Genomic DNA, 13,072 nt, shown 5'->3' with positions numbered 1-13,072 from the left:
CCGCCCGCCGGACGGCAGCCGGCCGGCAATATTTCTAAATATTTGCACAACGGCCCTTCCATGTTATCCCGAACGGTCCTCAGGCGTAGCTGTGCTGGCCGGCCATTAAAAAGGTAACGCCCACAAAAGTAAACATGACCACGATAAAACCGGCCACCGCCAGGTAGGCCGCCGGCCGGCCACGCCAGCCCAGCACAAACCGGGCGTGAAGATAGGCCGCGTAAACAAGCCAGGTGATCAGGGACCAGGTTTCCTTGGGATCCCAGCTCCAGTAGGCCCCCCAGGCGTACTGGGCCCAGATAGCTCCCGTAACGATCAATAACGTTTGAAAGGGCAGGCCGACCACCACCGCCTTGTAAACCAGCCGGTCCAGAACATCCCGATCCGGCAGGCGCCGGCGCAACCCGGCCAACAGGGGGGATTGGCCGCTGGCGAACAGATAAAGGACCGCGCCGGCAAAGGAAAGGGCAAAGGCGCTGTAGGCCACAATGGCCGTTAATACATGATAGGTCAGCCACTGGCTGCGCAACGCCGGCATCAGGGCGCCGGCCTCCCGGGGCAACATGGATATCAGGGCAATTACCAGAAAGCCCATGAGGGTTGTAAATACTCCCAGTCCCTTAATCTTTACCTTCAACTGCAACAGCAAATAACCCAGCATGATTCCCCAGGCAAAGCACAACCCGTACTCGTAAAGGTTGGCCAGGGGCAGCCTGCCGGTAACGGCAATCCGGGCACCCAGGGCGGCGGTATTGCCCAGCAAACCCAGCCAGGCCAGTGCTGCGGCCCGGCGGGCGGCAGACGGTTTGTCCGCCATAAAATCGGCCAGGTAAAGAATAACCGCCCCCAGATAGGCACCAAAGGCAATTTTAAAGGCAAGCGGTTCGAGCCACATCCTGTTCACCCCCTTTCCACCGGGCCAGACTGGATTCTATTTCACGGACCATTCCGTCAAACTCTTCCCGGGCCAGGGCGCGGGCAGGCATGGCCCCGCTGCCCAGAACCAGGCTCAGCCCACCGTCCGCCGTCTCTTCCATGCGCAGCCAGCACCGCCTGTGCCGCACAAACATGGTCAGGAAGAAAAAGAGGCTCATCAGGGCTAAACCAGCAAACACCAGGGGGATGCTGGGATCGTGCTTTACCTGCAGCACCGAAAAGGGTTTGGTTCCGGTCAGGCTTAAGATCCCGGTACTTTCGGGCAGGGTAATGCTTTCCCCCGTGGAGAGGGTACCCGCGGCTATTTCCTGGTGCCCTTTGTAAAGGGCATAGTCCACGGTGCCGTTTTAGCCAAACCATAGGCCATATTGCTCCAGGCCGGGCAGCCGGTAAAACCGGTTTGGGGAAAGGACCGCCGCCTGGGGCGTTCCCAGTACCCCGCCGGCAAGCTCCACCTTTAAGGCCTGGCCGTAGGAATACTGGTATAAATGATAGCCGCGATAATTAAAGGGGTGGTTGACCATGACCTCCCCCCTTTGCACTTCCCGGCCATTGGCAATGATGGTCACCCTGCTCACCCAGTTATCAATGGCCCCGCTGGCATCGTAAAGGGTGGTAAAGTCATCCAGCCTGATGGTAAAGCGGTCCACACCGGAAGACTGCTGGGAACCCGTGACCACTTCCGCCTGCTCGCCCACGGGAAGGACCACCCGGGTTTCCGACCGGGCCACTCCCCCCCAGGCAAAACCGGCCACCACCAGCACCAGGGAGATGTGCAGCCCGAAGCTGAACCAGGGGCCCGCCTTACCCCGGCTGGCATAGAGCCAGGTGGTGGAACCATCGCGGCATCTGCGTACGGAATAATGGCGCCGGCGAAAAAAATCTACCATCCGGTCTTCTGCCGGAAGCCCGCCGGTTTCCAGGCTGGTCCGGTAAACCAGGGGCATTTGTTCAATGTTGCTCTTTTTGATCTGTTCCGTAGACGGGAAAGTGGTTATTCTTAACATATACAACCGGTTGATTGAACAGGCAATGAGATTCAGGGATAATAAACCGAAAAGGAGGAGGAACAGGAAGGAACGGTATATGTTATCCAGGCCCAGCACCTGCACCAGCCGCGCCGTCTCAGAGCCGGGGGCGAACAGGGAAGCAAAGGCCAGGGCTGCGGAAAGGATACATAGCAGAATCAAACCGAAACGCATGGAAGAAAACAAGCGCCAGGCATGTTTAAAGACATTTCGCTCTGCCACGGGCATTCATCCTTAATATATAATAGTCTGGTTTTGAGGAAAGCGCATTTCCCGCCGGGACGGGAAATATTTAAAACTTTTTAGGGTAACCGGTAAATAGTAAGTGCTTGTGGCTACTTTAACATTAAGTTAGCATAAAACTATTAATATGCCAGAAACAATTTATTAACAAATTCTTAAGGAAAACTGAATAGTGGTTAATAAATTCGGGAGCGAATATCCAGTGCACCCGCCGGCACAAATGAAACCGCTTACCCCGGGAAAAAAAGCCGCCGCCCGTCAACGGCAACCACCTGTATAGAAAAGGCCCGGGAAGCGGCTTTTCCTAAATGCAGCTGTTTAGCAAAACCATCGCCGGCACGGCAGCGCGCTGTCCAAAGTGAACGAATTGCGGAGCGAAAGTGCTTTTAGCCACGCCCCATTGGCAGCACCACCGGTCAGATGGCATTGACCGCCAGGGTATGCCAGCGCCAGCGCTGCGGGGCAAGAGTGGACAACCCGGCACCGCAGCAGGAACACTGTGTTACCCGGCGACAAATTTGTAACCCACGCCCCAGATGGTTTTCAGATAGCGGGGCTTACGGGGATCGGCCTCGATTTTTTCCCGCAGCCGGCGCATGAATACGGTTACCGTGCTTAAATCGCTCAACACGTCATCGCCCCAGACGTGTTCAAAGATTTGCTCCCGGGTAAATACCCGTCCGGGGTGGCGGGCCAGAAACCACAGGAGATCAAATTCCTTTGGCGTAAGCTCCACCTCTCTTCCATCCACCCACACCCGGCGCTGGGAGGCATCTATCTGCAGGCCTGCCGTTTCCACCCGGTCCGTCCGGCCCTGCCGGCTGCGGCGCAGCAGCGCCTTCACCCGCAAAACCAGCTCCACCGGGCTGAAGGGTTTGGTTAAATAGTCATCGGCGCCGCAATTAAATCCGACGCTTTTATCCACAATGTCCCCTTTGGCGGAAAGGATCAGGATGGGCACGTCGCTCACCTCCCGCCAGCGCCGGCAGAGCTCAAACCCGTCAATCTCCGGCAGCATGACATCCAGAATGACCAGATCCGGCCGCCGGCGGGCAAAAAGATCCCGGGCCGCCAGCCCGTCGGCGGCATAGTCCACCGCAAACCCCTCCCGTTCCAGGGTCTGCTCCACCACCCGCTTGATACTGATCTCGTCATCCACCAGCAGGATGCGGGCCAAACCTTTCCCCTCCCCTGTTTTAACGAATTAACCGGTTTTTATAACAATTAAGCCACAGGCAGGTGAATGGTAAATGTACTGCCTTCCCCCGGTTTGCTGATCACACTGATATGCCCACCATGCAGTTCCACCAGTTCCCTGGCCAGGGACAAGCCCAGCCCTGACCCCCCGTATTTATGGGCCCGGGAATTGCCGGCCTGATAAAACCGTTCGAAAATCCGGTTCAGCTCCTCCGGTTTGATGCCCACACCATTATCGGTCACCCGGATGAACACCTCTTTCCGCCCGGGGTCGAATCCGGCCCGCATCTCCACCCGCCCGCCGGGAGGAGTGAATTTCACCGCATTGTGGGCCAGGTTCAAAATGGCCCGGCGAATCTTTTCCCCGTCCATCTCCATCAGGGGCACATCCGGCTCCACTTCCCAGTACCAGCCAAGACCGTTGGCTTCAATCAAGGGGCTTAAGGTTTTATCAATGGATTCGAACATATCGGCCAGATCCACCAGTTCCCGGTGCAGATCGAAACGGCCGGCCTCAATCCTGGCCAGATCCAGCAGATCTTCAATCAAAGCTAAAAGACGCCGGGCGCTGGCCTTTATTTCCCGTAAATTCTGCCTTTGTAGCCGGTTTTCCTCCCTTGTCTCCTGCAGCAGCAATTCGCTGAAGGCAATGATGGAGGTAAGGGGAGTGCGCATCTCATGGCTCATCCCGGCCAGGAAACGGGATTTCATCTCACTGGCCCGGGACAGCTCCCGGTTGGCCTTCTCCAATTCCCGCCGCTGTTGTTCCAGAAGGGCATTGGCCGCCTGCAGCTGGGCCGTGCGCTCCTGCACCTTCTGCTCCAGGCCGGAGTATAATTCGCTTAATTGCCGGGCCATCTGGCGGAACTGGGCGGCCAGCTCATCTATCTCCGCACTGCTTTCCAACCGTGGAAAAGACAGATCCAGTTCCCCTTCCCCCAGGCGTACGGCGGCCAGGCGCAACTGGTTTAAAGGCCCGGCGACCAAACGCTGCATTAAAAAGTAAACCGTGCCAAGGATGACCAGCAAAAGAATAAAAAAGAGACCCAGGTGGCGCAACAGGTTGTGCCGCAGGGCGGCAAGCAAATTATTCACCGGCACCGTCAGGCTGATGGCCCCTCCCAGATCACCCAACCGGTAACCTTCCCGGGGATAACCGGAAATGTCCGGCTGCCCCGCCGGTTCCCCGTGACACTGCAGGCAGTATTCCTCCACCCGCATGGGTACCATATACCGGAAAACCCTTTGTCCGTTCTGCTCATCAAAACCGGAAAACTCGGTCAAATACGGATCACGGGCCAGGACTTCCAGTCCCTTTATTTCAAAGGCGTCGGGTGTATTCCGGGGATTACGGGGATTGAGGCGGGTCTGTTTGATGTGATAACCGGTGGACTGGTTGAATATCTCTGCCACACCCCGCCCCACCGCCGCCGGATTGAGACCCTTAAATTCAAAATGGCCGCGGGAATCAGAATTGATCCGGTCCTGATTGCGGGCGATAAATTCCCGGGTGGCCAGCAGCTGGCCGGTAATTACCCGGGATTTTTCCTTTAACTCCTGCTGTATTTGATTCTTCTGCTCATAATAATCCAGCCCCACGTTTAAGCCGGTAACCAGAAGCAGCACTGCGATGATCCGGATCATGAACCTTTTGCTCAAGCTATCCCCCATGCCCATCCCACCGTATGACTATTTCAGAAAGTGCAGAATATCCTTGCGGGCAACGATACCCACCACCCGGTTGTCCCCATCCACCACGGGAATTCTTCCGTAACCGTGCCTGATAATTAATTGAATAGCCTTCTGGATGGGATCACCGGGATGAACAGTGGCCACTTTTTTAACCATGATCTCCCCGACGGTATGACCGGTTTTCGGTAACCGCTTGCGCATGATCAGGTCCAGCAGGGAGCTGCCGGTGGGAACGGCGGCAAACTGCAAAATAAGATCCGATTCGGTAACAATCCCTACCAGTTCATCCCCCGGGTCAACCACGGGAAGGCAGTGGATATTTTTTTCCAGCAGAATGTGCGCCGCTTCTTCAACAGTGGTGTCCGGCGTACAGGTAATCACCGGTGCGGTCATTATTTCCCCGATCCACTGTTTGCCTTCAAAGGTACTTTGGCGTTTTTCCACCTGGTCCAGGGTTAAACCGATGATGGTCAGTAAATCTTCCGGGGTAATATCCATCATTTTCCCCGTTTGCTGCAGGACAGCTTCCACATCTTCCAAAATAACAGATGGCCTGTTGCCCATTTGAGCCACCCCCCCTTTAAAAATAGCAAACCCCTTCATTTGCCGCCGGTCGATGGACTAAAGCCAGTATTTCGGATATTTCCTTTCCGGCAGTAGATTATTGGTGATCAACCCCACCAGTACCAGTAGGGTGGCACCCAGGGCCACGGGCGTGAGTATGTACATGGGGGATACCCTGGCCAGCACCGCCCCCAGGGCCGTGGCGCCACCAGGCGGATGGGCGGTTCTGGTTAGCAACATCAACAGTATCGCCAGGGAGGCGGCCAGCGCCGCCGACCACCAGGTCAAACCGCAAAGGGCGTAAACCGTTACGCCGCATATGGCCGAAATAATATGCCCGCCAATGACATTCCGGGGTTGGGCCAGGGGAGCATCGGGCAAACCGTAGATCAACAGGGCCGATGCTCCAAAGGAAGAAACAATCATGGGCATGTTGTAAACCAGGGTCAGGACGGCCACCACCCCGATACCGGAAAAGGCGCCAAACCAGGAAACCAGCAGTTCCTTCCACGAAGGGGCGGATAGGGGGGCCGTACGCCTGCTGCCGAGCATTTTGCGCAGATAAATGGTTAAAAAGGGCAGCCGCCCGTCCTGATTCCTGATCGCGGAAGAGGAATCGGGATTGGTGTTCACCAAAATCAACTCCTTAAGTTAATCAATTCTAAAATTAAGTTTTTTCATTTCAACAGATCCAGTAAAATTACCTGCGTAAGCTTTCGTGTTTATCAGCAAATAAATATAAATGTACCGGGCACCGGGTAAATCACCTTCCGATAAATACTGGCGCTTGTACCCAATATCCCCCCTTTACCTGTTTACGCCCATCCTACCACACCGCTTCCGCCAAAACATTGATCCAGATCATACTTCCGGAATGATTTATTTCGTGGCAAGTAATGTGGTCAATCGGAACGGTTCCCTGATTGCCCGCGGGTTTAACCGGCACCGGTTTCTACATTTTCAACCCCGGCCGGTTTAAAACGGGCCCTGTTCACCAGATCATCAAGCAGCGCATACACCACCGGTATGACCACCATGGTCAGCAGTGTGGCCACCAGTATTCCCCCGATGACGGTGATGGCCAGGGGAGAAAACCTTTCCGAACCCAGAGCCCACTCCAGGGCCAGGGGAAGCATCCCCACCACACAGGCCAGGGCGGTCATCATGATGGGACGGAAGCGCACCCGCACCGCCTCCACGATGGCCCCATCCCTGGCCGTGCCCGCCTCCCGGGCGCGGATAATGTAGTCCACCAGTACAATGCTGTTGCGCACCACCGTACCCACAAGGAGGATCAGTCCCAGTATGGCCGGTAAGGAAACGCTTTTATCGCTCAGCAGCAGGCCCAGGGCTACGCCGAAGAGCACTAAAGGAACGCTCATCATAATGGTTACCGGGTAAACGAATGACCTGAACTGGGCCAGCAGCAGCAAATACACCGTCACCACGGCCATGAGCAGGGCGCGCTTTAAATCATCGCTGGACTGCTGGAGGTCCGCCTTTTCACCGGTCACTTCCAGCCTGTAGCCCTCGGGAACTTTCACCTCCCGGAGCGCTTTTTCCACATCGGCAATCACGTGGCTGAAGGGCCGCCCCCCGGTATAACCCAGAATATCAATGGAAGGCAGGAGATTTTCCCGGGTGACCACGCTGGCCGCCGGCTTGATCTCCACATGTACCAGCTCCCTTAGCGGCACCTGCACGCCCAGGGGAGAGGTGACGGTGACGGCCAGCATACTTTCCAGGGAATCCCGGTCCTCGGCCCGGTAGCGCACCACGATGTCGGTATCCTTGCGGTTTTCCACCTGCAGGTAAGACGCCTTCAGCCCCTCCAGGGCGGCATAAACCTGCCGGACTATTTTTTCCGGGGTAAGGCCCAGGGCCGCCGCCCGGGCTTCATCCACCACCATGTTTACCTCCGGCGTGTTTAACGACCAGCTCCGGTAGAGGTTCACCGCACCGGGCACCGCTTTTACCCGGGCCAGCACCTCACCGGCCAGGTAATCCAGCACCCGCGTATCGTCCCCGGTGATGCGTACGTCTATGGGCGCGGCGGTGCTGCTTTTAGCCGTACCGCCGACTTCCTTCACCACAAAGGTCTCGATGTCGGGAATGCGGGCCATTTCCCGGCGCAGCCGTTCTTCGATTTGCCAGATGGTTTCTTTCCTTTCCTTCCGGGAGGTAAGGGTAACGGTGATTTCCGCCTGGGTCACCCCCAGGGCGCCGCTACCGCCCATGTAATGCGTCCCCGGTTCATAACCGATGCGGGTGCTGTAGGAGACTACCGCCGGCTCCCTGTCCAGCAATTCTTCCACCCGCGCCACCACCCGGCCCGTCTTCTCCAGGGAACTGGCGGGGGAGGTTTGCAAACTGATCAAAAACGACCCGGCGTCCATCCTGGGCAGCACTTCCATACCGATCAGGCCCAGGAGTTTAATGCCCAGCAAAAGCAACCCCAGGGACAGGAGCAGGGTAACCATTCGCCATTTCAAGGCCCTGACCACCAGCAGCGCGTAGAAGTCTTTCAAGCCGTTCATGGCTTTCGTAAAAGGGGCAATTGCCGCGTTTAACGCCCTTTCCGCCGCCGCCCAGCGCCTGCCGCCCAGCATAACTGTGAGCAGGGGGATAATGGTCAGGGAAACCAGTAAAGAACAGCTGATGGCGTAAATGAGCGTTTTGGCCAGGGGGCTGAACATCTGTCCCACGAACCCGCCTACAAACAAAAGGGGAATAAGCACCGCCACGATGGTGGCCGTACCGGCCATCACGGGCAGCATGATTTCGTTTGCACCGTCAATGGCCGCGGTGCGGATGTCCTTCCCGAGTGCGTGGTGATGGCGCATAATATTTTCCACCACGACAATGGAGTCATCCACAACAATGCCCACACTCAAAATGAGGGCGGAAAGGGTGATAATGTTCAGCGACAGGCCGGAAGCCTTCATCAGGGCAATGGCTCCCAGCAGGGACAGGGGCATGGAAAAGGCAACGATAATCGATTCATTCAAGCTGATGAGAAAAAGCAAAATGATGGCCGTGGTGAAGATGAGGGCATCCCTGACGCTGGCGGTCATGTTCTCCACCACCTGCAGGGTGAAAATGGAATCATCATCAGCTACGGCAAACTTTATTTCGGGAAATTGCCTTTCCAGTTCGGCCAGCTTTTCTTTCACCCTCTCAACCACTTCAACCGTGTTGGCCTCACACTTTTTGATGATCTGAACGGCCAGGGAATTCTTGCCGTTAAAGTTATAGCTGCTGCGTTGTTCCTGGCTGGAATCTTCAATCCGGGCCACGTCTTTCAAGTATATGTTGTGACCGCCGCGGTTTTCCAGGATGATGCCGGCCAGCTCCCCGGATTGCAGGCGCTCCTGGGTGACCCTGATTAAATACTCCTGCTCCTGCTGGGTAACCCGGCCGGCGGGCAGGCTGATATTTCCCCCTCCAATGGCCGCCGCCACCCGGTCGAGGGAAATATTGAGGGCCTCCAAACGGTGCCGGTCCACGTAAACATTGACCTGCCGCCGGTAGCCGCCCAGCACGTCCACGACACCCACCCCGTCCGCCAGCTGCAGCGCGTTTTTAATTTCGTTGTCGGCCAGCGTCCGCAAGGCGACCATATCCAGGCTGTCGCTGCTTAAGGCCAGGGTGAGCACCGGTTTATCCTGGGAGCTGAACTTGAGCACCTGTGGTTCCTGAATGTCCGCGGGCAGGCTTCCCTTTATCCGGCCGATGGCATTTTGCACGTCCACCGCCGCCTGGTCCACGTCTTTTGCGTAGTTGAATTCCACCCTGACCACGGACAGCCCCTCCTGGGAAGACGAGGAAATCTTCGTGACGCCCTCGATGGTAGCAAACTCTTCTTCCAGTGGTTTGCTCACATCCCTGGCCACGTCCGACGCGGTAACCCCGGGGTATACCGTGATGACGTTCACCATGGGAGGGGATGTATCGGGAAACAGCTCCAGTTTAATTACGTTTTTGGCGTAGAGGCCGAAAAACACCATGGTCAGGACCAGGGCGAACACCGTATATTTGTGCTTGATGGCAAAGGCGGGCCAGTTCATGACTTACTCCCTTCCTGGTACACAAAAACTTCTTTACCGTCATAAAGCCTGGTCAAATCGGAGACCACCACCGGCTCGCCGGGCTTCAGGTCCCCTTTTATTTCATAGTGTGTTTCGTTCTTCAACCCCGGGGTTACCGGCACCCGGACCGCCCTGCCGTTTTTGACGGTAAACACCCAGGCCTTGCCCTGTTCCGTTTTCACCGCCCGGCGGGGGACCAGCAGTGCCCGACCGCTCCGGCCGACTTCCAGGGAAACATCCACGCTCATTCCCGGCCTGACCCCGGCAGAAGAAACCGGCACCTCCACGATGGTGCTGCGGGTGAGGGGGTCTTCGGCCGGGTAAATCCGGGAAACCTGCGAGACGGTTTCCCGCCCGCCGGGATAGCGCAGCGTCGCTTTTTGCCCCACTCTTAAATGGGGCAGGTCTGCTTCTGCTACTTTTACCCGTGCCACCATTTTCCCAGTATCATCTAAGGCGAGAATTGGTTTGCCCGGCGCGGCCAGATCGCCGGGATATTGATGCACTGCCGTAACCACGCCGTTAAAAGGGGCCCGGATGGTGGCATTGCCATAGGCCTCCCGGGCCAGGGCCAGTCCTGCTTCGGCCTGGGCCAGCTGGGCCCTGGCCGCCTCAACCTGGGCCGGTGCGGTACGTTCCACCGATTCCTTTGCTTGCAGGAAGGGCAGTTCATATTGATTTTCAAAAACAGACCGGGGAATAGCACCCGCATCCAGCAACTGTTTGCCGCGTATGTAATTGGCTGAAGCCTTTTCATAGTTCGTCCGGCTGAGGGACAGGGCACCCTCGGCCTGTTCCAGGGCGGCCCTGGCCTGATCCACCGCCGCCGCAGCTTGAGCCAGGCGTTCATTTAATTCCCCATCGTCCAAAAGAACCAGCAACTGGCCTGCCGCCACCCGGTCGCCCTCTTTAACGGTAAGGGTTTTGATCTCGGCCATCACTTTGGAGGCGATGGCTGCCCGGTGAGCCGATTCAATGGTTCCCGTATAGCTCAGACTCTCCGTGATGGGACCTGTGGTCACCGGAACGGTCTCCACCGGTACGCCCGCCGCCTGCGCCGGTGGCGGCAGCTGGCGCAGGGCCGCCATCTTTGTGCCCGCCAGCAGGCCCAGGGCGGCCAGGAAAAGCACCGGGAGAAGCACCTTGAGCGGCCTTTTAACGAAAGAAAACACCTTTAAAAAGTGCAGCGGAACATTCATGGCTGCAAACCCCCTTTTTAGACGAAAGTAAGCAAGTATTCACTCGCTAAATAACATAAAATTAATTTTGCAGTATTGTCGATAAAAAACGTAAAATTTGACCGTGCGTATCAATTAGAGACGATTGACACCCCCCCAAAGACCAGCGCAACAGGCTTACCTGTACCAGGCCCAGGTAAGCGGCAACGACCATGGGTACATCCAGATCGGGTTTGAACTGCCCCTTCTCCATACCCTCCCGGATAACGGCCCCTATAAGCTCCATGTATTCGCCAATGGTCTCCGCCATCAACTGGCGCAGCTTTTCGTCGTGCAGGTGGACCTGCTCGGAAAAAATAATTTTGGGAATTCCGCTGTTCTGTTCAAAAAGCTCCAGGTGAAAGTGCAAGATATCACCTAACTTTTCCAGTGGTTCACCACCCCCGGACACCCTGGCCCGGCTCCAGCCCAGGAGGGTGTCTCGTATATAACGTACGGTGGCCAGCAGTATTTCATTTTTACTGGCAAAGTGGCGAAAAATGGTTCCCTCGGCAATGCCCACTTCCCGGGCAATTTCGGCAGTGGTCAACCCGGAAATGCCCCTTTCGGCAACAATTTTCAATGTGGCCCGGACGATTTGCTGCTGTCTGATCTGCGTATCATATCGCTGCGCCATGTAAAAATTTCCCCCCTGGTCCATTAGTCTTGCAAGTGAATACTCACTTATAAACTAGCATACCTGGCATAGTTTGTCAAGAAATTGCCAGGTATTTTCCTGAGGTCAAAACAGAGATCCTAAAAAATACGCCTTGGGCAGAAGATCCCCCCATCCTCAAAGCAGGAAAACCCCTTTTTCTACCGAAAGGATAATCAGCCGAAAATGAAAATATAGAAGGCAACAATCACTCAGAACCCGTGGTATAATATTCTATAGGGAAGTGTGCTGATTGCCCAGGAAACAATGGCACCCAGCATTTGTGGCCGCCTTAAAGGAAGCCTTAAAAGATGCCCCGCCGGGGGCTGTGGAAACAGAACCGGAAGTGGCCCTCTCCTCCCGTCCCCTGGACATTGACGTCAAAGTATTTAAAAAGGCCCGGGAGGTGCAGCTTGCCCACCCTATTACCAGGATATTCCGACGCTATAATCTTTTTGAGTATAAGTCACCCTTTGATCATCTTGAGCCCAACGACTTTGACAAGGGTATCTCACTGGCCTTCCTTTATAAAGCATTGCGGCATCCTCGTATACAGGAACTGAATGATTTCACCTTAAGCTTTGTGTCCAGCGCCCGTCCTGTGGCCATGCTACGAATGCTGGAAAAGGCAAGGGGCCTGGAAATTAAAAAAGGGTACCCGGCTCCAGGCATCTATAACATCAGCGGGTGGGTGTTCCCTATCCAGATAGTGGTATTAAACGAACTGCCTGACCCTCAGACTGCTTATATGTTTGCACCTTTTCTCACCCGGCGTGGAGAGCTTAAGGATGCAGCCACCACACTTCTGATAAGAAAATTCCTGGAAGACACCACTAACCCGGAAACAAGACAACTGCTGGACTTCATGCTGGAAAACGAACTGGTGGAACCACGGATTATGAAGGAGGCGCTGAATATGGCCAGGCAAACGCGGGCAGAAAAGAGGAAAATGATCCTGGAAATCCTCAACAGTCATCCCGTTTCCCGGGAGTGGGCAAAAAGTTGGGCGGAAAAAAGCAAACTGGAGGGGAAGCTGGAGGGGAAGCTGGAAGGGAAGCTGGAAGGGAAGCTGGAAGGGAAGCTGGAAGAAACCAGAATAATCATTCTGGAATTTTTAGAAAGCCGCTTTAACCAGTCACCTGCCGGTGCAGCCGCCGCTTTAGACGCCATTGCTGACATCGAACAGTTAAAGAAGCTGCGTCGTGAAATCTTCAAAGCCAATACACTAGAAGAAGCCCTGGGGTTGATTCAAACAGCCACCAACAAGGTGGCTGGAAAGGATTAACTTTACCTGTTTCGACCATACATCATCATAACTACTGAAGGTTTAAGCGTTCTATTTTCCCGGATGGGAAAAGTACTGGCTGTACGGAATCAGTGCACTGTAGTCGGCCGGAGTAAGGACGGTTAAAGCAGGTAACCGTTGACGGCAGGTTTCTGCCATACCCCCGC

11 protein-coding genes are annotated in these 13,072 nt (G+C 55.7%); 1 reads left to right on the top strand and 10 read right to left on the bottom strand.

Annotated elements, in window-relative coordinates; all coding sequences use genetic code 11:
• Window positions 1–79: 79 nt before the first annotated feature.
• The 10 genes from ccsB to GFC01_RS14700 all read right to left on the bottom strand — a co-directional run bounded on the left by ccsB (window position 80) and on the right by GFC01_RS14700 (window position 11,602).
• Entirely contained in the window at window positions 80–895 is an 816-nt protein-coding gene (gene ccsB / locus GFC01_RS14740) for a c-type cytochrome biogenesis protein CcsB (RefSeq protein WP_152947931.1), read from the bottom strand.
• Window positions 870–1,274 (bottom strand): cytochrome c biogenesis ResB family protein, encoded by a 405-nt coding sequence (locus GFC01_RS19505; RefSeq protein ID WP_207707629.1) that lies wholly within the window; start codon window positions 1,272–1,274, stop codon window positions 870–872. The genes ccsB and GFC01_RS19505 overlap by 26 nt, the downstream gene beginning before the upstream one ends.
• Window positions 1,275–1,283: 9 nt before the next feature.
• Entirely contained in the window at window positions 1,284–2,186 is a 903-nt protein-coding gene (locus GFC01_RS14735) for a cytochrome c biogenesis ResB family protein (RefSeq protein ID WP_207707628.1), read from the bottom strand.
• Between the two features lie 523 nt (window positions 2,187–2,709).
• Complete coding sequence (locus tag GFC01_RS14730; protein WP_152947930.1) at window positions 2,710–3,384, bottom strand: response regulator transcription factor; 675 nt, start codon at window positions 3,382–3,384, stop codon at window positions 2,710–2,712.
• A gap of 47 nt (window positions 3,385–3,431) precedes the next feature.
• Complete coding sequence (locus GFC01_RS14725) at window positions 3,432–5,063, bottom strand: ATP-binding protein (RefSeq protein ID WP_243137615.1); 1,632 nt, start codon at window positions 5,061–5,063, stop codon at window positions 3,432–3,434.
• A 30-nt stretch (window positions 5,064–5,093) separates the two neighbouring features.
• Window positions 5,094–5,660: a CBS domain-containing protein gene (locus GFC01_RS14720; RefSeq protein WP_194174972.1), complete on the bottom strand. Its 567-nt coding sequence runs from the start codon at window positions 5,658–5,660 to the stop codon at window positions 5,094–5,096.
• A gap of 57 nt (window positions 5,661–5,717) precedes the next feature.
• Window positions 5,718–6,293 (bottom strand): HPP family protein, encoded by a 576-nt coding sequence (locus GFC01_RS14715; RefSeq protein WP_341474015.1) that lies wholly within the window; start codon window positions 6,291–6,293, stop codon window positions 5,718–5,720.
• Window positions 6,294–6,595: 302 nt separating this feature from the next.
• Window positions 6,596–9,727, bottom strand: coding sequence for an efflux RND transporter permease subunit (locus GFC01_RS14710; protein ID WP_152947927.1), 3,132 nt, complete (start codon window positions 9,725–9,727; stop codon window positions 6,596–6,598).
• Window positions 9,724–10,947 carry an efflux RND transporter periplasmic adaptor subunit gene (locus tag GFC01_RS14705; RefSeq protein ID WP_152947926.1) on the bottom strand — a complete coding sequence of 408 codons (1,224 nt, stop codon included), beginning with the start codon at window positions 10,945–10,947 and terminating at the stop codon, window positions 9,724–9,726. The genes GFC01_RS14710 and GFC01_RS14705 overlap by 4 nt, the downstream gene beginning before the upstream one ends.
• A 61-nt stretch (window positions 10,948–11,008) precedes the next feature.
• A complete protein-coding gene (locus GFC01_RS14700; RefSeq protein ID WP_152947925.1) occupies window positions 11,009–11,602 on the bottom strand; it encodes a TetR/AcrR family transcriptional regulator in 594 nt (197 codons plus the stop codon).
• 271 nt (window positions 11,603–11,873) lie between these two features.
• Here GFC01_RS14700 and GFC01_RS14695 point away from each other — a divergent pair, with 271 nt between their 5' ends.
• Entirely contained in the window at window positions 11,874–12,905 is a 1,032-nt protein-coding gene (locus tag GFC01_RS14695) for an RpnC/YadD family protein (protein WP_152947924.1), read from the top strand.
• Window positions 12,906–13,072 lie beyond the last annotated feature (167 nt).

This window comes from Desulfofundulus thermobenzoicus, assembly GCF_009428905.1.
GTDB classification, from domain to species: domain Bacteria; phylum Bacillota; class Desulfotomaculia; order Desulfotomaculales; family Desulfovirgulaceae; genus Desulfofundulus_A; species Desulfofundulus_A thermobenzoicus.
The sequence above is the reverse complement of the archived record's forward strand: the minus strand, read 5'-3'. Positions and strand labels throughout refer to the sequence as shown.

Excerpts from the sequence above, each read along its gene's own strand:
- ccsB (WP_152947931.1), bottom strand. The coding sequence starts at position 895 with ATGTGGCTCGAACCGCTTGCCTTTAAAATTGCCTTTGGTGCCTATCTG.
- GFC01_RS14720 (WP_194174972.1), bottom strand. The coding sequence starts at position 5,660 with ATGGGCAACAGGCCATCTGTTATTTTGGAAGATGTGGAAGCTGTCCTG.
- GFC01_RS14710 (WP_152947927.1), bottom strand. The coding sequence starts at position 9,727 with ATGAACTGGCCCGCCTTTGCCATCAAGCACAAATATACGGTGTTCGCC.
- GFC01_RS14705 (WP_152947926.1), bottom strand. The coding sequence starts at position 10,947 with ATGAATGTTCCGCTGCACTTTTTAAAGGTGTTTTCTTTCGTTAAAAGG.
- GFC01_RS14700 (WP_152947925.1), bottom strand. The coding sequence starts at position 11,602 with ATGGCGCAGCGATATGATACGCAGATCAGACAGCAGCAAATCGTCCGG.